Genomic DNA, 20,537 nt, shown 5'->3' on the forward strand with positions numbered 1-20,537 from the left:
CGGGCTCAGATCAATCGATCCCGTGAAACACCGCATCCTCGGGCCCGAGGTATGCCGGCGGGCGCCACGTCGCGTCGCGCATCGAATGCTGGACGAGATTCTCGACGCCGAGCAGCACCGCGAAGATCGCCATCCGCACCGGAATGCCGTTGTCCGTCTGGCGGAAGATCGCAAGCCGCGGGTCGCGGTTCAGGTCGACCGACAGGTCGTTCGCGCCGGGCCGGCTGTCGCGCGGCAGCGGGTGCATGATCAGCGTGTCCGGCTTGCACGCGGAATCCACGAGCGCCTGGTTGATCTGGAAATCCGGCGTGTAGCCTTCGAACGACTCGTCGGTGAAGCGCTCCTTCTGGATGCGCGTCGCGTAGACGACGTCCGCGCCGCGCAGGCCGGCCGCGAGGTCGTTCGTCTGCTCGATCACGTGGCCGTTGGTCGCGATCTGGTCGATGATGTACGCCGGCATTTCGAGCGTCGGCGGCGACACGAGCGTGAACTTCAGCCCGCGGTACAGCGCAAGCAGCTTGACGAGCGAGTGCACGGTGCGGCCGTACTTCAGGTCGCCGACGAGCGCGATGTGCGCGCCGTCGACGATCTTGCCAAGCCGCGAGAACTCGCGCTGGATCGTATAGAGGTCGAGCAGGGCCTGGCTCGGGTGTTCGCCCGGGCCGTCGCCGCCGTTGATCACCGGCAGGTTGGTCGCGCGCGCGAATTCGGCAACCGAGCCTTTCTCCGGGTGGCGGATCACGAGTGCATCGACGTAGCCGGCCATCACGCGGCTCGTGTCGTAGATCGATTCGCCCTTGGCCATCGACGAGAACGTGAAGCCGGTCGTGTCGCACACCGAGCCGCCGAGCCGGCAGAAGGCCGCGCCGAACGATACGCGCGTACGCGTGCTGGCCTCGAAGAACAGGTTGCCGAGCACCGCGCCTTCGAGCACGCGCGAGATCTTGTGGCGGCGCGCGATCGGCTGCATCACGTCGGCGACGCGGAACAGCGCCTCGACCGAGTCCCGAGAGAACTGGTCCACCGAGATCAGCTGCGGCTTGCCTTCGAACAGGAATTGCTTCGCGAGGCCTTGTTTGTCTACGCTTTGCGTATAGTCTCCGCCATCCGGCGAGCGTTCGACGATTTCCGACACGAAGCGCTCGACGATCTCGGGCATCCCGCGCGATTCCTGCGAGTCGTCCGGCAACAACCAGGTATCCAGTGCACGACGGCTGACGCCGATGCGGCTCGCGAACGCTTCGCGGGTCATGTTGAGGCGGCGCATCGCGTCGCGCAGGAAGGCTTGCTGGGGAACGGTCATCGGTGGCACCCTGATGAAAAATATACGCGATGCGTATATTAGTTCGCAGGTGGGCGAAGTCAAGGAAAATCTGCGCGAGCGATTGCGCGGCCGCCCGCAACGTCGCCTCGGTCTCTACTGGCGCGCGGCAGCCGTCTCCGTATAATCAGGTCAGGCCCCGTGTCCTGCGCGCCGCAGGGCGCCACGCCGCACACGATTCGCCCGGTCGGGCTTGTTGATTCGAAAGGAGAACGAGAATGACGCGTACGATTGCTGCAGTGCTGCTGGTGGTGACCGCCGCGCTCGCCGGTTGCAATACCGTTGCAGGCGTGGGGCAGGACATTTCGAAGGGCGGCCAGGCGATCAGCGACTCGGCTGAAAAGGCCAAGTAAGCCGCCGGGTTCCGGTATGCAGAAGGCGCCGGCCCGTCCCGCGATTGCGGGGCGGGCCGGCGCCTTTTTTATCGTTCGCGGCGCGCGGCGTCAGGCGGTTTCCACGAACGCGTAGCGGCCGTCGACCTTGCGCGGCGTGAACCAGCCGAAATCCGGGAACAGCCGGTTGCGGACGAACCAGACGTAGCCGACGAGCACGACGGTCACCACGAGGCTCGGCACCGCGGACGACGGATCGTGCCCGAGAGAGGCAATGATCTTCGGCAGTTGCAGCAGCGACAGAATGATGAACGCGTGATACGCGCCGACGCGATGGGTCGCGAAGCCCCAGATGAACAGCAGCGACAGCGGCACCGTCACGGCGAGGAACAGCAACGACGCGCCCTTGCTGAGGGTCTCCACCAACAGCAGGTACGCCAGCCCGATGCTGATCAATAGTTGCGCGATGCCGAGCCCGACCAGGATGAGGGTGTGCACCTTGTTCTTCCGGCACAGCTCGGGGTCCGCGCGCGACGCGATCAGGCGTGCGAGCACGTGCTCCTTGAGCCCCTGTCCGGCCAGTTCGGCCAGCACGTCGGCTTTCCTCGCGCCCGCGGACAGGAGTGCCGCGATTCTTGTTTTGGCTTCCTTCTTGTTCATGTCGATGCGAATTATTGTTCGATGGTTGTCAAATGGCCCGGCCACGCGAATATTGCATCTTGCGCGACGGTGCGCAACGGTTTTGCCGCGCGCGGACACATTCCTACAGTCATTGTCGAGGTAGGGCTGCGGCGGGCTATCGAAAGACGGGTGGCGCCGTCGTGGACGCTCCGCGTGCCGCGCGCCGGACGCAGATCAATCGGTGCTGGTCGGTGCGCACGCTACCGATTTGGCAGTCAGCCTCGACCGCACGTCCGTTTCAGGTTCGCGTGCCGGCGATTCACGTCGCCGCGTCGCGCCCACCAGCATCCCGGCGACGACGAGTGCGATGCCGAGCAGTTGCGTGCCAACCAGCGTCTCGCCGAACAGCGTGACCGCGAACAGCACCGCCGACACCGGCGCGACCGCGGTGAACAGCGCGGCCTCGGTGCCGCTCGTGCGTGCCGAGCCCGCATACCAGCACAGGTAGCCGAGTACCGTCGGCACCAGCGCGTAATACGCGATCGCGGACACCGCGCCGACGGTCCAGCCCGCGGCCAGTTCGTGCCATTCGAACACGGCCGGCACCAGCGCGAGCGCGAAGCCGAGACCAGACATCGCCGTCGACAGCGCGAGCGGCGGCAACGGCGCCGACAACCGGCGGTTCAGCAGGATGAACACGGCTTCGCATGCGACGGCAGCCAGCACCAGTGCGTCGCCGGCGAGCGTGCGGAGCGATGGCAGCGCCTGGCCGGGCGCGAACGTGATGAACAGCACGCCGGCGGTGGCAAGTGCGGCCGCGCCCCAGTCGCGCGGCGTCTGCCGCTCGCGCAGCACGACGGCCGCGATCAGCGTCGACATCGCGGGCAACGTGCCGAGCATCACGCCCGCATCGACCGGCGACGACAGCTTCGTGCCGCTGATCAGCAGCACCGTATAGCCGACGCCGCCTGCCGCCGCCTGCACCACCAGCAACACGGCGTCGCGTGCGCAGACGCGGGGCCACCGCATCCGTTGCGCCCGCATCAACGCGAACAGCAATGGTGTCGCGATCAGGAAGCGCAGCGCCGTGGCCGCGAACGGCGGCAGGCCACCGGCCGCGAGGCGGCTCGCGATGACGGTGCTGCCGACGCCCGCCATCGCGGCGGCGAGATAGAGATAGCCGATCAGTCGTGTCTTCATGCGCCGCATCATCGCGTGCAGCGCTATGGGCGTCTTGAACGAAATTGCAGCGGCGTTACCGAACGCAGCGGAAGGCCACCAGTGTGCTGCAGCCTGTGTCTCCCGATGATCGGGCGTGCCGGCATCATCGGTCGTCGCCGCCGATTCGCAGCGATCGGCACCGTCGCGCGACCGTCGCTGTGTCTCGTCGACTGTAGTACCGGTCAGCCGGCCTGCGTGAAGCGTCCCGGCGTGATGCCGAACTGGCGTGCGAACGCGCGCGTCAGGTGGCTCTGGTCGGCAAAACCGGCTTCGGCCGCGGCATCCGCGATCGGCCGGCCGCTCGCGAGCAGTGCGCGAGCCAGCCGCGTGCGCGACTGCACCAGATACGCATGCGGCGTGATGCCCAACTCGCGCGCGAACCCGCGCAGCAACTGGAACCGGCTCACGCCGCTCAGGCTGGCGAGTTCCGCGAGCGAAACGGGCGTGGCGGGCGCCGCATCGAGCCGCTCGCGGGCCACGCGGATCGCCGGTGCGACACCGGCGGCCGGCAGCGTGCGATTCGCATGCCGCGCGAGCAGCCCGGCGACCAGCATCACGAGCGCCTCGTCGCGGGCGAGCGGCGGCGTGTGTCCCGCGACGATCCGCGCATGCAGCCGGCCGAAAGCGGCGGCAAGGCGGGCGTCGCGCACGGCCGGATGCGCGAGCTCGATACCGCCCAAGCCTTCTTCCGCCGCGACGCCCGCGACCAGCGCGGGCGCGAGGTACAGCATCCGCCAGCGCCGGCCCGTATCCGCGTCGATCGGCATGCCGTCATGCATTTCGCCCGGATTGACCATGATCGCGTCGCCGGCCAGCGCGTCGACCTGCCCGCGGCCGCTCCACGACCGGTGCGCGCCGCTGACGATCACGCCGACCCCGAATTCGTCGTGCGCATGCCGCGGAAATGCGCGATCGGACTCGAGGCTGATCGCCTCGATTCCTTCGTTGGTCCGTCGGTAATGGGTGACACGGTGCATGGGCGCTCCTCGCGCCGGCAGCGGCGCGGATCACGTGCACTTTAGCGCGTTCCGGCGCCGCGCGCCCTTCATCCTTTTGGCCGATACCGCGCGGCGCGCGCAGCCGGCACCATGTGCACATGAGCAGCGTACATGGCCCGCCGGGCCTGAGGCTGCGCGGGAGACGGCAGGTGGAACGACAGGATCCGGTATTCATTCAGGTTGGCGCGCTCGCGGACGGTTTCGCGCCGGACGCGAACATCCTCACGCCCGTGAACGCGCTCGTCGGGCGCTCGCTCACCCTCGGCGACGCATCGGGCGCGTGGCGCGTCTATACGTTCGACGCGGACGCGGTGCAATGGCGCGACGCGGCGACCGACACGGGCGGCCGTGCGCCGTGCCGCGTCACGCGGCTGCGCGACGACCTGTATTTCGTCGACTACATCGATCCGAACGCGCGCGCGACGTCGGTGAGCCTCGTGATCGACGTAGGCAGCGGTGTATGGACATCCGTGATCGGCACGCTGCCGACCGAAGCCGACACGCATATCGACGCGTTCACGCGTGTCGCGCGCGGGCTGCCGCTGACCGGCGTCGATGCGGCGTTCCGCCACGGCACGCTCGGCGGCCATGCGCAGCCGGGCGCGCTGCACGGGCCCACGCGCGAACTGATCGGCAAGCGGACGATGTACCGCTACAGCCCGACCGAGTGCTACGAGCACATCTACCTGAACGAGAACTTCTATGCATGGCAGTGCCTGCAGGGTGTCGAGGGCGGGCTCGCCGATGTGGACCGCTGCCATTACTTCAGGATCGCCGAGCAACTGTATCTGTTCGTATGGCGCGAGAAGGTGGTGCCGACGCTCGGCGTCGTGCTGATCGACCTCGCGCAGTGCAAGACGGACGGCAAGATCTTCGGTTATCAGGGCGGCGATTTCGGCTCGCTGTCGAACTTCCCGGTCGGCGCGCATGCGCAGGTGCTGAACGAAACCGTGCATCCGCTCGACGGCGAGGCGCCGCGATGAACGCCGTGCTCGGCAGCGGCAGGCTGCGCGCGGATTTCAGCGGTCGCGTCGTGCTGGTCACGGGCGCCGCGCAGGGAATCGGTGCGGCGATCGCGCGCCGTTTCGCGGAATCCGACGCGTTCGTCGCGCTCGCCGATCTCAACGGCGATGCGGCTGCCGCGCAGGCGGACGCGCTCGCCAGCGCGTGCGGCAATGCGCGTGCGTATCGCGTCGACGCCGCGAGCCGCGACGAACTCGTTGCGCTCGTCGCGGCGGTCGAGCGCGACGGTGGCAGGCTCGATGTCGTCGTTCACAACGCCGCGTATTTCCCGTTGGTCCCGTTTGCGCAGATCGATGAGCCGACGCTCGAACGCACGCTGTCGGTCAACCTGTCGGCGCTGTTCTGGCTCGCGCAGGCAGCGCTGCCGGCATTCGAGCGCGCGGGCACCGGGCGGCTGCTCGTCACGTCGTCGGTGACCGGGCCGCGCGTCGTCTATCCGGGGCTCGCGCACTACGCGGCGTCGAAGGCCGGCGTGAACGGCTTCATCCGCGCGGCCGCGCTCGAACTCGCGCGCCGCAACGTGACGGTCAACGGCGTGGAGCCGGGGATGATTCGTACGCCGGCGGCAAGCAATCTCGGCGATGCGTCGGTGGCCGCGCTGATCGCGCGCGACATTCCGCTCGCGCGAATGGGCGAGCCGGAGGACATCGCGAACGCGATGCTGTTTCTCGCATCGGCCGATGCGGCGTACATCACCGGGCAGACGATCGTCGTCGATGGCGGCGCGACGCTGCCGGAGAGCGGGGCCGTGCTGGGCGGCGGGTGACTGGCGCGCGATGATGGTGCAGGCGAAGGAAGGCGAAGGCGAAGGCGAAGGCCAACGCCAACGCCAACGCCAACGCCAACGCGCGGTTCGCCGGGCGTGCCGGCCGGTGCGTCGGCAGTCGGCCCCGCGCGGCGGCGCCCCTACAGCCAGCCGTTTTGAATGAACTCGACGATCGAGTAGCGGCGCGGTTCGAGCTCGTGCTGCCGGACGGCGTCGACGATGCGCGACACACCGTCCGCGTAGGGCGACGCGCCGTACACGCGCGATTCGAACTGCAGGCTGCAGGCGCCGTCCTCGATGACGATCCGGTGGAATGCATGGCGGCCGAGCTGATCGTCGGGAATCTGCAGCGTGTCGCGCTGCTCGGCGGCGTCGCGCACGGAACGGATATCGTGTGCGGGAACGCCGAGCGAGCGGCCGATGCCGACCGCGGTGCCGGGCACCGACGTCTTGCTGGCCTGATGCGACTCCGTCACGCTGATGCGACAGTCGCGAAACAGATGGCCGCTGGTTTCCAGCATGCTCATGAATTTGAGCATCAGGATGTTGGTGTTCGGGCAGAGCACGACCGGGAAGTCGTGCGCGCCGGTTTCGATATCGGAGCCGGTGGACAGCTCGACGAGCGGCGAGTGCGTGGCGCGGCAGAATTCGATCGCGGCGGGCAGCTCGCGGCCGGATCCGGCGTGCACGACGATCGAACGGGCATCGATGCGTGCGCGGTCCGACCACGCCATCACGCGACAGGTTGCCGGATCGAGCCGGTGAGAGCCGAGCAGTTCGGTTGCGAGCTTGCCGGTGCCTACGACGAGTACTTGCATGGGATGGATGGGGTGAGGTTCGAGTTTCGATTTGCAACCGGCGCAGCGCGTTCGAAAGACTGGCGACATCGCGGTGCCCGTTGTGCCGCGCAGCGTAGCGGCCTCGGCATTATGCCCGCGCGGACGCCCGAGTGCGGGCGCGCATCGGTTTCGCTCACACGTCGGTGCATCGACTTGGCGGATTCGTCGGCGCCCGCTCGTTCGCCGTGGTTCGCACGCAAGCGTGAACGGCGCTACGCTGTTGAAACGTCGAACGAGTCTGTCCGTGTCGCGGCCGCACGGCTCCGAACCGCGTATCATCCAACCCCCTCGACCCTGGAGAGCACATCGATGGAACATGACCTGGAAGGCAAGGCAATCGCGATTACCGGCGGATTCGGCCATCTCGGCGTCGCCACCGCGGCCTGGCTCGGTCAGCGCGGCGCGCGCGTCGCGCTGATCGGCCGCGGCGCCGCGCCCGACGCGCAGTCCTTGGCCGGCGTGCCGGCCGATGCGCTGTGCATCGGCGGCATCGACCTCGTCGATCCGCAGGCGGCCGCGCACGCGCTCGACACCGTGAATCGCGAATTCGGCCGCGTCGACGCGCTGCTGAACATCGCGGGCGCGTTCGTGTGGCAGACCATCGCCGACGGCGATGCGGCCACGTGGGACCGCATGTACGAGCTCAACGTGAAGACGGCGCTGAACGCGTCGAAGGCCGCGCTGCCGTACCTGGTGGCAAGCCAGGCCGGCCGCATCGTCAATATCGGCGCGGGCGCGGCGTTCAAGGCCGGCGCGGGGATGGGCGCGTATGCAGCCGCGAAGGCGGGCGTCGCGCGGCTCACCGAAGCGCTGGCGGCGGAACTGCTCGATCGCGGCGTGACCGTGAATGCGCTGCTGCCGAGCATCATCGACACGCCGCCGAACCGCAAGGACATGCCCGACGCCGATTTTTCGCGCTGGGTGCGGCCCGAGCAGCTCGCGGCCACGATTGGATTCCTGCTGTCGGCCGACGCGCAGGCGATTACCGGCGCGTCGATTCCGGTGAGCGGTCGGGTGGTGTAGCGAGGGAGCGGACTACCTGACGCGACTACGACATCAGGGCGTGCGAAATCTCACCCGCGGAATCTCCGCGACCGCCGCGATTTCGATCAGCAGATCGGGGTGGTAGAGCCGCTCGACCTGGACGGTCGTCGTCACGGGATAGGGCTCGGCGAAGAACGCCTTGCGAATGTCGCCGGCCTGCATGAACGCGTCGATGTCGGTTGCGTAGTGAACCAGCGAGATCACGTCCTGCATCTGTCCGCCCAGCGCGGCAAGCACGTCGCGAATGTTGACGAGCGTCTGCCGGACTTGCGCCCGCATGTCGCCGGCACCGACGACATGTCCGTCCCGGTCGAGCGCGACTTGCCCCTTCAGATGCACGATGCGGCCATCGCCCTGGATCACGGCCATCGAGAACGCGCCGAACGGCGCCCAGACTTCCGGCGGATTCACTGCTTCGGGCATGACGCGACTCCTGTTCGTCGACGGCGGATGGGCGGATGGACGGATGCCCGGACGCACGGTGCCGTGGCGGTGCATGGCTGCATGCCGCCGACCATCACTTTATACTGGCCGTTCAACCTCATATGACCGAAGCCGTGACCAAGCCTGCCCCTGCGGATTCTGCGGATACGCTGCCCGACGATCCGCGTCCGACCCCACCCGTCCAACCCGAACTGGAAGACTGCTGCAACAGCGGCTGCTCACCGTGCGTATTCGATCTGTACGACGAAGCGCTGGCGCGCTATCGCATCGAACTGGCCGAATGGGAGGCACGCCACGCGCAACAGAAGCAGCACTCGTGACGTGATCCCGTTACCGCCCGGCGGTGGAGCAGGCACCGTTTCAGTTTCACTGCCGCCAACGTGTTCCGAACCAAGTTGCGTCACGCACCGGCCCGCACCCGTCGATGCATCGGCCCCAACGCGGCCGACAACGCGACGCACACGAGCAGCACGGCCGTCAGCGCCCACATCGTTGCTCTGAACCCCTGCACGTAGTCGAGCGCACCGGGCTGCGCACCGAGCCGCGCGAAGAACAATCCGCCGAGCGTTGCCGCGCCGACGGCGGCACCGATCTGCAGCATCGCGGTGACCATGCCGGACGCGACTCCGGCGCGCGACGCGTCGACTTCCGCGAGCACGATCCGCACGACCGACGGCAGCACGAGCCCTTGGCCGATGCCGATCGCCGCGATACCCGCATAGAAGCCGGGGCCGGGCGCGTGGTCGCCGGCCAGCGCGGCGGCGGTCGCGACGCCGGCTGCGAGCATCGCGAAGCCGAGCGTGAGCACGCGATGGCCGCCGAACCGTTCGACGAGGCGCGGCATCAGCAGCGGGCTCGCGAGGAAGCCGATGCCGAGCGGCAGGATCGCCAGCCCCGACGCGAGCGGCGACCAGTTCAGGCAGCCCTGCAGATAGATCCCGTAGCTCAGGAAGAACGCGCTCAGCATGTAGAACAGGAACGCGAGCGTGAGCCCGAGCGCGACGATCGGGTTGCGCAGCAGGCGCACGTCGAGCAGCGGATCGCGACCGCCGGCGAGCCGGCGCGCTTCGACCGCCAGCAGCGCGCCGAGCATCGGCAGCGCGCCGACGACACACGCAACCATCCACAGCGGCCAGCCGGCCTCGCGTCCGTGCGTGAGCGGATAGACGAGCATCAGCAGGAACAGCGACAGCAGCACGGTGCCGGGCACGTCGATGCGCTGGCCGCGCGGCGGCCGGCTTTCCGGGATGAAGCGCCAGCTGCCGAGCAGCGCGAGGACGCCGATCGGCACATTGACGAGGAAGATCGCGCGCCAGCCGAGCCCGAACGGATGCAGGCTGATCAGCGCGCCGCCGCCGAGCTGGCCGATCACGGCCGCGAGGCCGAACACGAACCCGTAGAAGCCCATCACGCGAACCTGCTCCTGCGGGCTGAACACGCTGCGGATCGTCGCGAGCACCTGCGGCGCGAGGATCGCGGCGAACAGGCCCTGCAGCACGCGCCCGCCGACCAGCACCGCGCCGCTGCCGGCGAGCCCGCACAGCGCCGATGCGATGACGAAGCCGGCCATCCCGATCATGAACATCCGCTTGCGCCCGTACAGGTCGCCGAGCCGGCCGCCGGTGATCTGCACGACGGCGTTCGCGCACGCGTAGGCCGACACGACGAGTTCGAGCTCGGCCGGCCGCGCGCCGATGCCGTCGCGGATGGCCGGCAGGGCGAGATTCACGATGAAGTAGTCGAGCGGCGGCAGAATGGCGCCGACCAGCAGGACCACGAGCGCCCAGCCGTGATGGCTGCGCGGCGGGCCGCGGCGGCCGCGCCGGCTGGCGCGCAACGGGCGAGGGTGTTGTCGGTCATGAGCGGAGTCCGGAAGAATGAGGGCCGTAAGCATGCCGAATCCCGTATTGCGTCGAAACGGGTTCAGGCTGGCCGTTGAACCGATATTCTGCAAACCGCCGATGAATCGGAAAAGCGGGAATAGGTGGTAGCATCCATCGGGTTATTCGATGGATGGAGAAGGCGATGCGCGGTTTCGACCTGGATCAATTACGCACATTTGCGGCGGTGGCGGATGCGGGCAGCCTCACGGCGGCCGCGCCGCTGCTGCATCTGTCACAGTCGACGGTCAGCGAGCAGGTGCGCAAGCTCGAATCGCGCGCCGGCGTGCCGCTGTTCGTGCGCAGCAAGCGCGGCGTCGAGCCGACGCCGGCCGGCGCGCGCCTGCTGCAGCATGCACGGCGCATCGTCGCGCTGAACGAGGCCGCGTTCGACGAACTGCGCGGCCAGGCGATCAAGGGCGAGCTGCGCGTCGCGATCACCGACTACTACCGGACGCATGAAGTCGCGGGCCTGCTCGCGCGGCTGCGGGAGTGCTACCCGCAACTGAGCCTGCACGTGAGCGCGATGAAGAGCGCGGAGATCGAGGCCGCCCATGCGCGCGGGCAGATCGATCTCGGTGTCGTGATGAACCTGTCGAGCGGCCCGTTCCGGCCCGCGTCGGCCGATACGCGCTGGGTGCTGCGGCGCGAACCGCTGTCGTGGGTCGCGTCGCCCGCACTCGCCGAGCAGCTGCCCGCGCCGTTGCCGCTCGTGCTGCTGCCGGACGACTGCATGATGCATCAGATCGCGGTGCGCTCGCTCGACGAGCAGCACGCGCCGTACGTGCTGGTGCATAGCGCGTCGGGCGTCGCCGGGCTGCAGTCGATGCTCGCGGCGGGGCTCGGCGTCGGCTGCCTGTGCGCGTCGGCGATCGGCGACGGCCTCGTGCGGCTCGGCGCGAAATACCGGCTGCCGGCGCTGCCGGACGCGGTGTTCTCGCTGACGCCGCCGACGCCGGGCGAACGCGAGACGGTCACGCAGGCGCGCGAGGTGCTGTCGCGGCAGTTGCTGATGTGAAGTCGTGCCGCGCGATCGGCACGTTTCCGGGGAACCGGCAAGGGACGATACGCATGAACGACGAACTGAAAGGCCAGATGGCCGCGCGGCTTCAGCATGCGCTCGAGCGGGTGGTCGACGAGCGCTCGCTGATCCATTTCCTGCGCGTGCTTGGCCACGACTGGCACAAGGAGCGCCAGCTCGAGGCCGACGTGCCGTCGGCGCCGTACGCAGCGGCCGCGCTCGGCTGGGAAAACCGCTCGATCGGCGAGTACCTGGAGGCGATGGTCGACTGGGCCGAAGCGTCCGAGGAAGGGTTGCGCTGCTACGACCTGCCCGACAACCCATGGCGGCGCATCGCCGACATCCTGTTCGCCGGCAAGATCTACGAATAACGAATACCGCGCGCCGCGGCGATCCGCGTGCGCGGTCGGCGCGAACGGCCTAGTCGGGCGTGCCTTCCGCATACGCGCGCAGCCCGTTCGCCAGCGCATCGAACACGGCCCGGCAACGCGGGCTCGTGCGCAGATCCTCGTGCATGACCACCCAGGTTTCGAGTTTCATCGCGGGGGCGTCCGGCAGCACGCGCACGAGCCGCGCATCGCGTTGCGCGAGCCGGTTCTGGCAGAAGCCGATCCCGTAGCCCGCGCGAATCATCGCGAGATGCGCGAGATTGCTGTCGGTGCGCAGCGCGAACGCGTCGCGCCTCCAGAACGGCATCCCGCGCCCGGCTGAACGAATGAACGGCGTCACCGTATCGAAGCCGATCAGCGCGTGATGCGCGAGTTCGTCCATCGTCGACGGCGTGCCGTTGTGCGCCAGGTAATCGTCGCGCGCATGCAGCCCGACGTCGATCTCGCCGACGCGCCGCGCGACGAGCGCTTCCTGCACGGGCGGCGCCATCCGCACCGCGATGTCGGCCTCGCGGTTCAGCACGTCCTGGATGCGGTCGGTCGCCACCAGCTCGATCACGAGCCCCGGATGGTCGCGCCGCAACTGCGCGAGCATCGGTGGCAGCACCTCGACTGCGATCACGTCGCTGGCCGAGATCCGCACGGTGCCGCGCACGCCGGCGCCGTGGCTTGCGGCGGCCCGCTCGAACGCGGCCGCCGCGCTGCGCAGCGCCTCCGCATGGCCGCGCAGCGCGAGGGCCGCCTCGGTCGGCAGCAACCCCGACGGCGAACGCGTAAACAGCGTCTGGCCGAACGCGGCTTCGAGCGCCGCGACGTGGCGGCCGGCCGTCGGCTGCGTGATGCCGAGCGCGCGTGCCGCGCCCGACAGCGAGCCTTCCGTCAGCACGGCGAGGAAGGTGCGGTAGCGTTCCCAGTTCAGATCGATGGCCATACATAAATGTATAGCCGATCGGTTTTGTTAGGCAATTCCTTTGGAGGAGATCAATGGCCAGAATGCGTGCTGACAACGGTTCATTCACGGAGAACGGCAATGACGGCGAACGCAGGCGGAACGCAACGACAGGCACTCGTGCTCGGCGCGAGCGGGGGAATCGGCGGCGAGGTCGCGCGGCAACTGCGCGATGCCGGCTGGCAGGTACGCGCGCTCAAGCGCGGGCTCGACGCCGAGACGGTAGAACGCGACGGTATCTCGTGGCTGCGCGGCGACGCGCTCGACCGCGAGGCGGTGGTCCGCGCGGCACGTAGGTGCAGCGTGATCGTGCATGCGGTGAACCCGCCGGGCTACCGGAACTGGAGCGAGCAGGTGCTGCCGATGATCGACAACACGATCGCGGCGGCGACGGTGGCGCAGGCGACCGTCGTGCTGCCGGGGACGGTCTACAACTTCGGCCCGGACGCGTTCCCGGCGTTGCACGAAGAAGCGCCGCAGCACCCGGTGACGCGCAAGGGCGCGATCCGCGTCGAGCTGGAGCGGCGGCTGCAAGCGGCGACCGCACAAGGGGTCCGGACGATCATCGTGCGGGCCGGCGATTTCTTCGGCGCGCACGCGGGCAACAACTGGTTCGGGCAGGGCGTCGTCAAGGCCGGGCGGCCCGTGGCCGCCATCAGCGTGCCGGGCCGGCCGGGCGTCGGCCATCAATGGGCTTACCTGCCGGACGTCGCGCGCACGATGGTCGAACTGGTCGAACGACGCGACACGCTGGAGCCGTTCGCGCGCTTCCATCTCGGCGGCTACTGGGACGCGGACGGCACGCAGATGGCGCAGGCCGTGCGCCGCGTTGCGCAGCGGCACGGAATGCAGCCGACGGTGCGGCGGTTCCCGTGGTGGCTCGTGTGGGTCGCGGCGCCGTTCGTCACGACGATGCGCGAGATGCTCGAGATGCGGTACCTGTGGCGCGAGCCGCTCCGGATGGACAACGCGCGGTTGACCGCCGTGCTCGGTCGCGAGCCCGTGACGCCGCTCGATACGGCGGTGGAGGCGACGCTGGCGGGGCTGGGGTGCTTGCGATGACGGCGAGGGTGGCAGAGAGTGGTGACGGCGGTTAGCGGCGCGGTACGCGGTTCATGCCCTTTATTGCGTTGGCTGGCCATCGGCCGTCTTCCGTCACGCGACGACCGGCAACACCTCGACCGCATACCGGTGCCGCAGGCTGCGCCCGAGCACCGGATCGTGCAGTTCCATCTCGAACGCGTCGCCGTCTTCCATCGCCGCGATCGCGCCGTGCACGGCGACGGTCCCGCCGAACATCGCGCAGCGTGCGGGCATCGTGCGCCGATCGTCGAAGCGCTGCCACAGCGCAGCCGGCGCGAGCAGCCCGCTGACCGCGCCGTGCTGATACGCGACGCGTTCGCCGCGGGGCTTCACCAGCCACGAACGCATCTCGATCGCGTCCCAGTGAGCGGCGACGTCGGCATGACGCCACGCGTCGCGGCCCAGCGGTTTCGCGCACACCTGTTTCGATACCGCGACGCCGTACGCTTCGACTTCCCGATCCGTATGGTCGGAACCGAGCGTCACCAGCGTGCCGGCCGGGCTGTCGATCAGCACGCATTCGATTTCGCCGCCCGAGCGCGTGCCGAGCACGCCGATCGACGGCGCCTGCGTGAGCAGCGCGGGCGACACGCGATAGAAACACGGCGTGGTCGACGGCGGCGCGACGCCGAGCGCCGCGAGTTCGTCGATGTGCGCGCGGATCGCGGCCGGGTCGCGGCCGGCCCAGCCGGCAATCACGACGCGTTCGATCTCGACGTCGACCTGGGCCGGCGTGCCTTGCAAGGGCATCACGTTGAACGACAGGGCTTGCATGCTGATATCCGTTTGAGGTGCGAATGAATGACGGAGTGAGTCGGTCGACCGGACGCTCAATCGGCGAGCGGCCGGTGCGCGGTTTCGCGCGCGGCGAGCAGCGCGATCGACGTGACGACGAGCGCCGCGGTGACGTACAGCGACACGGCCGTCGTCGTGCCCGTCTCGCGGAACAGCGTGGCGATCACGAGCGGCGCGAAGCCGCCGCCGACGATGCCCGCGAGCGTGTAGGCGAGCGACGAGCCCGCATACCGCACGCGGGTCGGGAATTGTTCGGTGACGAACGCGCCTTGCGGGCCATACATCACCGCATGAATCACGAGGCCGATCGCGACGGCCGCGACGATCGGACCGGGCCGCGCCGAGTCGAGCATCGTGAAGAACACGAACGCCCACACGATCCCGGCGATCGCGCCGGCGAGATAGACCGGACGGCGCCCGAAGCGATCCGACAGCGCGCCGAAGAACGGCACCGCGAGCGCGTTGCAGGCCGTGCCGACCATCACGGCCGTCAGCGCGACCGGGCGCGACAGGTGCAGCACGGTCGTCACGTAGGTCAGCGTGAACACGACGATCAGCGCATACAGCACGTCGGAGCCGATCCGCGAGCCACCGGCGATCAGCAGGTGCCGCCAGTGACACTTCAGCACTTCGGCGACGGGCACGTCGGCCGTCGCATGCGATTCGGCGAGCTGCTCGAACTGCGGCGTTTCGTCGACGCCGCGGCGCAGCCAGAAGCCGAACACGACGAGCAGCGCGCTGGCCGCGAACGGCACGCGCCAGCCCCACGACAGGAAGTCGCCGGACGTGGTGGCCAGCGTCACGAGCGCGATGCAGCCGGTGCCGAGCAGCGTGCCGAACGACGGGCCGATCTGCGTCCACGACGCGGACAGCCCGCGCCGCTTCTGGTCGCCGTGCTCGACCGACAACAGCACCGCTCCGGCCCACTCGCCGCCGAGCGCGACGCCTTGCACGAAGCGCAGCGCGACGAGCAGGATCGGGCTCAGGATGCCGGCCTGCGCATAAGTCGGCAGCGCGCCCATCAGCGCGGTCGTCACGCCCATCAGCACGAGCGTGAGCATCAGCACCGCGCGGCGGCCGATGCGGTCGCCGAGATTGCCGAACACGAAGCCGCCGAGCGGACGCGACACGTAGCCGACCGCGTAGGTCGAGAACGCGAGGATCGTGCCGGCCAGCGGATCGACCGACGGAAAGAACAGATGGTTGAAGACGAGCGCGGCGAGCGTGTTGTAGATCGTGAAGTCGTACCACTCGAGCGACGTGCCGATCATGCTCGCGGTCGCGAGTCGGCTGTTGCGGACACGGCGGGGCGCGTGGGCGGCGGGCTGGGCGAGAGTGCTCATGGTGTCGGGCATGTCGTGAAGGATGGCGGGGTGGCGAGCGGCGCCTGATGCGCGGGCCGCGTGCGGTGCAGGCACGCGGCGGCCGATGTCGGGTCGCGGGCCGCGGTCGGGTTCAGGCGGGTAGTTCGGCTGCAGCCGCCGGCTGTGTTTCGGTATCGCGATGTGCAGCGGGCAGCGGCGCGGCGGCGCGCCACAGCAGGTCGAACGTGCGCACGTCGTCGTGGCCGGCGATCGCGGCGGCGACGCGGCGGGTGGCCGCGGCGTCGCTGCCTTCGATCAGCACGAGCGCGTCGGCGGCCGGGCGCGCGGCTGCATCGGCACCGATCGGCGCGGAGAGGTCCGGTGCGGTGCGGAACAGCCGCGCCGCATGAATGCCGGGTTCGCGCAGCGCCAAGTCGAAGCGTTCGCGCAAGTGCGGCACGTCGATACGGTCCGGCGGCAGCACGAACAGCGCGAGATGCATGCCCTCGCCGTCGCCGGCCTCGATCGTCAGGTCGCCGACGCGCCGCTGCGTGCCCGTCATGCGTTCGAAGTTCGCGAGCGACCAGGCGGTCTGCTGCGCGAACGCGCGCCGGTACGCATCGCTGCGGAACACGTCGAGCGCGTCGGTGACGTACAGCGCGAGGTACTTGCGCGGGCCGCCGTCGGTCGCGCGAAACCGCCGCGCATGCGTGAAGCCGGGAATCGCGACACGCTCCTGCATGTGCTCGCGGTCGTACCACGCATTGAAATCGGCTTCGTGCGCGGGGTCGATATCCGTCCAGACGCAGAGCTGGCCGTGCGGAAGGGAAAGACGGGTCATTGCGGGTTCCTTGCGACGCGGTGTGTCAGGAATTGCAGTGTCCCGAAGACGGGCCGCGCCCGTCCAACAAGAAAACAAATTCGCGGTGAACAGGTTTTCTTATGAGCGGCGCGGGAGGCGTTTCGCCGGCGCGGCGGATGGTGCGGATTTCGATGTGCGTTTTGCCGCTGCGGTGTTCGTTTTGGTCTTGGTTTTGGCCGCTGGTCGGGCCGGTGCGTTGTCGACGGAATCAGTCTTGACTGCCGATGCGCCGAGCGTCGCATGACTCGCCGCCGCCGACATCGCGCGGGCGACTTCGCTCGCCAGTTCTGCGATGCGCGCGGCGACCGGCAGGCCCTGCGTGCGATACGACGCGACGAGCGGCAGCGCGGGGAATTCGGGTTCGACGTCGAGCAGTTCGAGCGCGCCTTCCTGCAATTCGCGGCCGATGATCGCGGGCGGCAGCGCGGCCACGCCGAAGCCGTCGGCGACGAGCCGGATCATCGCGGCGACCGACGTGATGCAGTTGATGCTGGCCGGCCGTTCGACGGCCGCGAACAGCCGCTCGATCGTCGCGTGCGGCCCCGAGTGGCGCGAGAAGCTGATGATCGGGTACGCGGCGAGCCGTGCGACGTCGAGCCGTTCGCCGCCGAGCGCGAGACGCGGGCTCGCTGCCCAGCGCACCGGGAATTCGCACAGCGGCAGGTTCGTGAAGTCGGGGCCCGGCACCGGGTCGGTCTGCAGGATCAGGTCGACGCCGTCGGTGCTCAGCAGGCGGATCAGGTGCAACGTCGTGTCGCTCGTGATCTCGACGTCGAGGCGCGGATAGCGCTCGCGCAATTGCGCCATCAGCGCCGGAAACCAGCTGTGCACGATCGATTCGATCACGCCGATCCGGATCAGGCCCGCGTCGCTCGCCGCGTCGATGTCGCGCCGCATCTCGCCGTCGAGCCGCACGATCCGCTCCGCGTACGCGAGCATGCGCCGGCCCGCGGGCGTGAGCGTGGCCGAGCGCGTGTTGCGGTCCAACAGCCGCACGTCGAAGGCCTCTTCCAGCGACGCGATGCGGCTCGACACGGCCGCCTGCGTCGTGTGAAGTTTCTCGGCCGTGAGCCGGAAGTTTTCCAGCTTCGCGAGCCAGACGAAGGTTTCCAGAAACCGGATGTTCATCGAAGTCCGAACGGTGAGGCAGTGTCGCGCGGGGCGACGGGATCGGTCGATGTTAGCGGATTTCCGCGGCGGGAAACGCAGGGCGCGCGCTTCGCGCCAGAGCGGAGCGCCGGCGTGCCGGAGCACGCGCATGAAACGTCGTGCGGCCGACGGCCGCGAGCCGTCGCGCTGGTGGCGCGTTCCCGGACGTCACAGCTTGTCGAACGCGAGTGTCGGCACATCGACGACCATTGCGCCGCCGTCGGCGACGAGCGTCGCACCGGTCACGAACGACGCGTCCGGCGAAGCCAGGAACGCACATACGGTCGCGATCTCGTCCGGATCGGCGGCGCGCCGCAGCGGCACGTCGGCGCTGACGCGCGCGTACGCGCCGTCGAGCGTGTCGCCGTACGCTGACATCAGCGGTTCCATTTCCGCATCGGCCATCGGCGTGCGGACCCAGCCGGGACACACTGCATTCGCGCGCACGCCGTAGGGCCCGTAGTCGCGTGCGAGCGATCGCACGAGCCCGAGCAGTGCATGCTTGCCGACCGTGTAGCCGCATACGCCGGGCCCGGCCGCGAGCGCGGCGATCGACGCGACCAGCACGATGCTGCCGCGCTGCTCGATCAGGTCGGGCAGGCAGGCGCGTGCGCTGACGAACGCGGTGTCGAGATTCGCGTGCATCGCGTCACGCCACAGTGCGTCGTCGGTTTCGTCCGCGCGGCCCAGGCCGTGGCCGCCCGCGCATGCGACGAGCGAATCGACGGGGCCGAAGCGTTCTCCGATCGCCGGCAGGAAGCGGGCCCAGTCGGCCGTGCTCGCGGCGTCGCCGGCCAGTGCGAGGCCGCCGATCTCGGCGGCGAGCGCGTCGAGCGGTGCGCGACGCCGTCCGAGCAGCACGACGTGGTCGCCGCGGGCGGCGAAGCGGCGCGCGCACGCAGCGCCGATGCCGGTGCCTGCGCCGGTGATCGCGATCGTGCGGGGTTGCGGGTGCGTCATGTCGTTCTCCGGAAGGGGGGCGTTTCCGGTCACTTTAGGGGGCGTCGACGCACGCCGGTATCCGCCGAAAGGATGAACGCGGACTGGCCGGATGGCCGGCACCCGTTCCGTGCAACGCGGTCCTCCGGCGACCGCCGACCGCCAACCTGCAGCCGGCGAAATGGCACGTTAGCAAGATAGCGAAACACCCAAACACCGCCCCATTTTGCAAAGGCTGACGATGTTCGATGCCGAATCGCTCTATCCTCCGTATTTTTGCGATAAGTCGCGAAAGCCCGGCAAAATAGAGCAGGTGAGCCCGCGCATCGACGCGCGGCGCGCCGGCCGGTCGATTCCGTCGTGCAAGCGGAGCGGCCGCCGGCGAGATCGGCGTGAGCGTGCGCCCTATGCGGCTTAATCGCGTCCGCCGATGGTGGATGTCACGGTGACGGATCGCCCGGTTGCGCATCGCGCGGTCGGGCCATCGACAAGGACAGGGAGGGGCCGGCAATGAGGCTGGACGACGAAACAGAAAGCGCAAACGTAGAGGATCGACGCGGCGGCGGCGGGTTTGGCGGCGGCCGCGCGACGATCGGCATCGGCACGATCGTGGTCGCGCTGGCCGCGTCGTATTTCTTCGGGATCGACCCGCGCGTCGTGCTCGAAGGCGCATCGGCATTGCAGGGCCGGCAGCAGCAGTCGCAGCCCGCGCCCGCGCAGCGCCAGGGCGCGCCGGCGAGCGACCCGGGCGCGGTGTTCACGCGCAAGGTGCTCGGCAATATCGAGCGCACGTGGACGGGCGTCTTCAATACCCAGTTGCGCGCACAGTACGAAGCGCCGAAGCTCGTGATGTTCACGAACTCGACGCCGACCGCGTGCGGCACCGGCCAGACCGCGATGGGGCCGTTCTATTGCCCGGGCGACCGCAAGGTATATATCGATCTCGGTTTCTATGACGAACTGCGCAAGCGCTTCGGCGCGGGCGGCGATTTTGCCCAGGCCTACGTGATCGCGCACGAAGTCGGCCACCACGTGCAGAACCTGCTCGGCATTTCCGACAAGGTCGACGCCGCACGTCGTCGTTCCAGCGAAGCACGCTCGAACGCGCTGTCGGTGCGGATGGAACTGCAGGCCGACTGCTTCGCCGGCGTGTGGGCGAACAACGCGCAGCGCGCGAACCAGCATCTGATGGAACCCGGCGATTTCGAGCAGGGGTTGAAGGCGGCGGCCGCGATCGGCGACGATCGGCTGCAGCAGCAAGGCCAGGGCTACGTCGTGCCGGAGAGCTTCACCCACGGCAGCAGCGAGCAGCGCGTGTACTGGCTGCGGCGCGGGATGGAGTCGGGCGAGGTCAGTGCCTGCGACACGTTCGCCGCGAACGCGCACTGATCGTGACTGACACGACGGGGCGCACACACTCCGGCGCCTCGGTGTCGAGGCCGCACGCGCGGCCGTCCCGAACACTTCGCTGATTGTTCCGATCGCGCTGGATCGGTGCGAGCGATGTCTCGCGCCACCTTCGACGTCCATCGTGGACGGCACGCTGCACGGCGCATG

21 protein-coding genes and 1 pseudogene are annotated in these 20,537 nt (G+C 69.0%); 9 read left to right on the top strand and 13 right to left on the bottom strand.

Features of this window, described 5'->3' with window-relative positions; all coding sequences use genetic code 11:
• Positions 1–10: 10 nt before the first annotated feature.
• Complete coding sequence (locus C7H84_RS01655) at positions 11–1,303, bottom strand: aspartate carbamoyltransferase (RefSeq protein WP_121857106.1); 1,293 nt, start codon at positions 1,301–1,303, stop codon at positions 11–13.
• Between the two features lie 236 nt (positions 1,304–1,539).
• Here C7H84_RS01655 and C7H84_RS01660 point away from each other — a divergent pair, with 236 nt between their 5' ends.
• Positions 1,540–1,674, top strand: coding sequence for an entericidin A/B family lipoprotein (locus C7H84_RS01660; RefSeq protein WP_011659177.1), 135 nt, complete (start codon positions 1,540–1,542; stop codon positions 1,672–1,674).
• 90 nt (positions 1,675–1,764) lie between these two features.
• Here C7H84_RS01660 and C7H84_RS01665 read toward each other — a convergent pair whose 3' ends face one another.
• The 3 genes from C7H84_RS01665 to C7H84_RS01675 form a co-directional block, all read right to left on the bottom strand.
• On the bottom strand, positions 1,765–2,313 hold the full coding sequence (locus C7H84_RS01665; protein WP_121857107.1) for a permease: 549 nt from the start codon (positions 2,311–2,313) through the stop codon (positions 1,765–1,767).
• Positions 2,314–2,508: 195 nt separating this feature from the next.
• On the bottom strand, positions 2,509–3,474 hold the full coding sequence (locus C7H84_RS01670) for a DMT family transporter (RefSeq protein WP_121857876.1): 966 nt from the start codon (positions 3,472–3,474) through the stop codon (positions 2,509–2,511).
• Between the two features lie 203 nt (positions 3,475–3,677).
• On the bottom strand, positions 3,678–4,472 hold the full coding sequence (locus tag C7H84_RS01675) for an AraC family transcriptional regulator (protein ID WP_121857108.1): 795 nt from the start codon (positions 4,470–4,472) through the stop codon (positions 3,678–3,680).
• A gap of 170 nt (positions 4,473–4,642) precedes the next feature.
• Here C7H84_RS01675 and C7H84_RS01680 point away from each other — a divergent pair, with 170 nt between their 5' ends.
• Both C7H84_RS01680 and C7H84_RS01685 read left to right on the top strand, forming a co-directional pair.
• Positions 4,643–5,476, top strand: a complete 834-nt coding sequence (locus C7H84_RS01680; protein ID WP_121857109.1) for a molybdenum cofactor biosynthesis F family protein — start codon at positions 4,643–4,645, stop codon at positions 5,474–5,476.
• Entirely contained in the window at positions 5,473–6,282 is an 810-nt protein-coding gene (locus C7H84_RS01685) for an SDR family oxidoreductase (protein WP_121857110.1), read from the top strand. The genes C7H84_RS01680 and C7H84_RS01685 overlap by 4 nt, the downstream gene beginning before the upstream one ends.
• Positions 6,283–6,422: 140 nt before the next feature.
• Here the strand turns inward: C7H84_RS01685 and C7H84_RS01690 are convergent, their stop codons facing one another.
• On the bottom strand, positions 6,423–7,100 hold the full coding sequence (locus C7H84_RS01690; RefSeq protein ID WP_121857111.1) for a dihydrodipicolinate reductase C-terminal domain-containing protein: 678 nt from the start codon (positions 7,098–7,100) through the stop codon (positions 6,423–6,425).
• Positions 7,101–7,430: 330 nt separating this feature from the next.
• Between C7H84_RS01690 and C7H84_RS01695 the strand changes: the two genes are divergently transcribed.
• Positions 7,431–8,144 (top strand): SDR family NAD(P)-dependent oxidoreductase, encoded by a 714-nt coding sequence (locus C7H84_RS01695; RefSeq protein WP_121857112.1) that lies wholly within the window; start codon positions 7,431–7,433, stop codon positions 8,142–8,144.
• Between the two features lie 33 nt (positions 8,145–8,177).
• Here C7H84_RS01695 and C7H84_RS01700 read toward each other — a convergent pair whose 3' ends face one another.
• The gene (locus tag C7H84_RS01700) at positions 8,178–8,588 is read right to left on the bottom strand and encodes a RidA family protein (protein WP_121857113.1); all 411 of its coding nucleotides are present in this window, start codon (positions 8,586–8,588) and stop codon (positions 8,178–8,180) included.
• Between the two features lie 122 nt (positions 8,589–8,710).
• Between C7H84_RS01700 and C7H84_RS01705 the strand changes: the two genes are divergently transcribed.
• On the top strand, positions 8,711–8,929 hold the full coding sequence (locus tag C7H84_RS01705; protein WP_121857114.1) for an oxidoreductase-like domain-containing protein: 219 nt from the start codon (positions 8,711–8,713) through the stop codon (positions 8,927–8,929).
• A gap of 80 nt (positions 8,930–9,009) precedes the next feature.
• Here the strand turns inward: C7H84_RS01705 and C7H84_RS01710 are convergent.
• Positions 9,010–10,469: pseudogene (locus tag C7H84_RS01710) on the bottom strand (MFS transporter).
• A 165-nt stretch (positions 10,470–10,634) separates the two neighbouring features.
• Here C7H84_RS01710 and C7H84_RS01715 point away from each other — a divergent pair.
• A complete protein-coding gene (locus C7H84_RS01715) occupies positions 10,635–11,507 on the top strand; it encodes a LysR family transcriptional regulator (protein ID WP_121857115.1) in 873 nt (290 codons plus the stop codon).
• Between the two features lie 53 nt (positions 11,508–11,560).
• A complete protein-coding gene (locus tag C7H84_RS01720; RefSeq protein WP_121857877.1) occupies positions 11,561–11,881 on the top strand; it encodes a hypothetical protein in 321 nt (106 codons plus the stop codon).
• Between the two features lie 49 nt (positions 11,882–11,930).
• Here the strand turns inward: C7H84_RS01720 and C7H84_RS01725 are convergent, their stop codons facing one another.
• Entirely contained in the window at positions 11,931–12,830 is a 900-nt protein-coding gene (locus C7H84_RS01725) for a LysR family transcriptional regulator (protein WP_121857116.1), read from the bottom strand.
• Positions 12,831–12,929: 99 nt separating this feature from the next.
• Between C7H84_RS01725 and C7H84_RS01730 the strand changes: the two genes are divergently transcribed.
• Complete coding sequence (locus C7H84_RS01730) at positions 12,930–13,910, top strand: NAD-dependent epimerase/dehydratase family protein (protein ID WP_121857117.1); 981 nt, start codon at positions 12,930–12,932, stop codon at positions 13,908–13,910.
• A gap of 93 nt (positions 13,911–14,003) precedes the next feature.
• On the opposite strand, the gene C7H84_RS01735 is transcribed toward C7H84_RS01730, so the two are convergent.
• The 5 genes from C7H84_RS01735 to C7H84_RS01755 all read right to left on the bottom strand — a co-directional run bounded on the left by C7H84_RS01735 (position 14,004) and on the right by C7H84_RS01755 (position 19,001).
• Positions 14,004–14,705, bottom strand: coding sequence for a DUF2848 domain-containing protein (locus C7H84_RS01735; RefSeq protein ID WP_121857118.1), 702 nt, complete (start codon positions 14,703–14,705; stop codon positions 14,004–14,006).
• A 56-nt stretch (positions 14,706–14,761) separates the two neighbouring features.
• On the bottom strand, positions 14,762–16,081 hold the full coding sequence (locus C7H84_RS01740) for an MFS transporter (RefSeq protein ID WP_121857119.1): 1,320 nt from the start codon (positions 16,079–16,081) through the stop codon (positions 14,762–14,764).
• 100 nt (positions 16,082–16,181) lie between these two features.
• Positions 16,182–16,871, bottom strand: a complete 690-nt coding sequence (locus C7H84_RS01745; RefSeq protein ID WP_121857120.1) for a DUF4286 family protein — start codon at positions 16,869–16,871, stop codon at positions 16,182–16,184.
• 99 nt (positions 16,872–16,970) lie between these two features.
• Positions 16,971–18,020 carry a LysR family transcriptional regulator gene (locus C7H84_RS01750; RefSeq protein ID WP_121857121.1) on the bottom strand — a complete coding sequence of 350 codons (1,050 nt, stop codon included), beginning with the start codon at positions 18,018–18,020 and terminating at the stop codon, positions 16,971–16,973.
• A 189-nt stretch (positions 18,021–18,209) separates the two neighbouring features.
• Positions 18,210–19,001 carry an SDR family oxidoreductase gene (locus tag C7H84_RS01755; protein WP_121857122.1) on the bottom strand — a complete coding sequence of 264 codons (792 nt, stop codon included), beginning with the start codon at positions 18,999–19,001 and terminating at the stop codon, positions 18,210–18,212.
• Between the two features lie 489 nt (positions 19,002–19,490).
• On the opposite strand from C7H84_RS01755, the gene C7H84_RS01760 reads away from it, so the two are divergent.
• Positions 19,491–20,369 carry a neutral zinc metallopeptidase gene (locus C7H84_RS01760; RefSeq protein WP_121857123.1) on the top strand — a complete coding sequence of 293 codons (879 nt, stop codon included), beginning with the start codon at positions 19,491–19,493 and terminating at the stop codon, positions 20,367–20,369.
• The last annotated feature ends 168 nt before the right edge of the window (positions 20,370–20,537 follow it).

This window comes from Burkholderia sp. Nafp2/4-1b (genome assembly GCF_003635165.1).
Taxonomy (GTDB): Bacteria; Pseudomonadota; Gammaproteobacteria; order Burkholderiales; family Burkholderiaceae; genus Burkholderia.

What these genes read in the sequence shown, in the direction of transcription:
- C7H84_RS01655 (WP_121857106.1), bottom strand. Translation starts at nt 1,303, where the DNA reads ATGACCGTTCCCCAGCAAGCCTTCCTGCGCGACGCGATGCGCCGCCTC.
- C7H84_RS01660 (WP_011659177.1), top strand. Translation starts at nt 1,540, where the DNA reads ATGACGCGTACGATTGCTGCAGTGCTGCTGGTGGTGACCGCCGCGCTC.
- C7H84_RS01665 (WP_121857107.1), bottom strand. Translation starts at nt 2,313, where the DNA reads ATGAACAAGAAGGAAGCCAAAACAAGAATCGCGGCACTCCTGTCCGCG.
- C7H84_RS01670 (WP_121857876.1), bottom strand. Translation starts at nt 3,474, where the DNA reads ATGAAGACACGACTGATCGGCTATCTCTATCTCGCCGCCGCGATGGCG.
- C7H84_RS01675 (WP_121857108.1), bottom strand. Translation starts at nt 4,472, where the DNA reads ATGCACCGTGTCACCCATTACCGACGGACCAACGAAGGAATCGAGGCG.
- C7H84_RS01685 (WP_121857110.1), top strand. Translation starts at nt 5,473, where the DNA reads ATGAACGCCGTGCTCGGCAGCGGCAGGCTGCGCGCGGATTTCAGCGGT.
- C7H84_RS01690 (WP_121857111.1), bottom strand. Translation starts at nt 7,100, where the DNA reads ATGCAAGTACTCGTCGTAGGCACCGGCAAGCTCGCAACCGAACTGCTC.
- C7H84_RS01695 (WP_121857112.1), top strand. Translation starts at nt 7,431, where the DNA reads ATGGAACATGACCTGGAAGGCAAGGCAATCGCGATTACCGGCGGATTC.
- C7H84_RS01700 (WP_121857113.1), bottom strand. Translation starts at nt 8,588, where the DNA reads ATGCCCGAAGCAGTGAATCCGCCGGAAGTCTGGGCGCCGTTCGGCGCG.
- C7H84_RS01705 (WP_121857114.1), top strand. Translation starts at nt 8,711, where the DNA reads ATGACCGAAGCCGTGACCAAGCCTGCCCCTGCGGATTCTGCGGATACG.
- C7H84_RS01715 (WP_121857115.1), top strand. Translation starts at nt 10,635, where the DNA reads ATGCGCGGTTTCGACCTGGATCAATTACGCACATTTGCGGCGGTGGCG.
- C7H84_RS01720 (WP_121857877.1), top strand. Translation starts at nt 11,561, where the DNA reads ATGAACGACGAACTGAAAGGCCAGATGGCCGCGCGGCTTCAGCATGCG.
- C7H84_RS01725 (WP_121857116.1), bottom strand. Translation starts at nt 12,830, where the DNA reads ATGGCCATCGATCTGAACTGGGAACGCTACCGCACCTTCCTCGCCGTG.
- C7H84_RS01730 (WP_121857117.1), top strand. Translation starts at nt 12,930, where the DNA reads ATGACGGCGAACGCAGGCGGAACGCAACGACAGGCACTCGTGCTCGGC.
- C7H84_RS01735 (WP_121857118.1), bottom strand. Translation starts at nt 14,705, where the DNA reads ATGCAAGCCCTGTCGTTCAACGTGATGCCCTTGCAAGGCACGCCGGCC.
- C7H84_RS01740 (WP_121857119.1), bottom strand. Translation starts at nt 16,081, where the DNA reads ATGCCCGACACCATGAGCACTCTCGCCCAGCCCGCCGCCCACGCGCCC.
- C7H84_RS01745 (WP_121857120.1), bottom strand. Translation starts at nt 16,871, where the DNA reads ATGACCCGTCTTTCCCTTCCGCACGGCCAGCTCTGCGTCTGGACGGAT.
- C7H84_RS01750 (WP_121857121.1), bottom strand. Translation starts at nt 18,020, where the DNA reads ATGAACATCCGGTTTCTGGAAACCTTCGTCTGGCTCGCGAAGCTGGAA.
- C7H84_RS01755 (WP_121857122.1), bottom strand. Translation starts at nt 19,001, where the DNA reads ATGACGCACCCGCAACCCCGCACGATCGCGATCACCGGCGCAGGCACC.
- C7H84_RS01760 (WP_121857123.1), top strand. Translation starts at nt 19,491, where the DNA reads ATGAGGCTGGACGACGAAACAGAAAGCGCAAACGTAGAGGATCGACGC.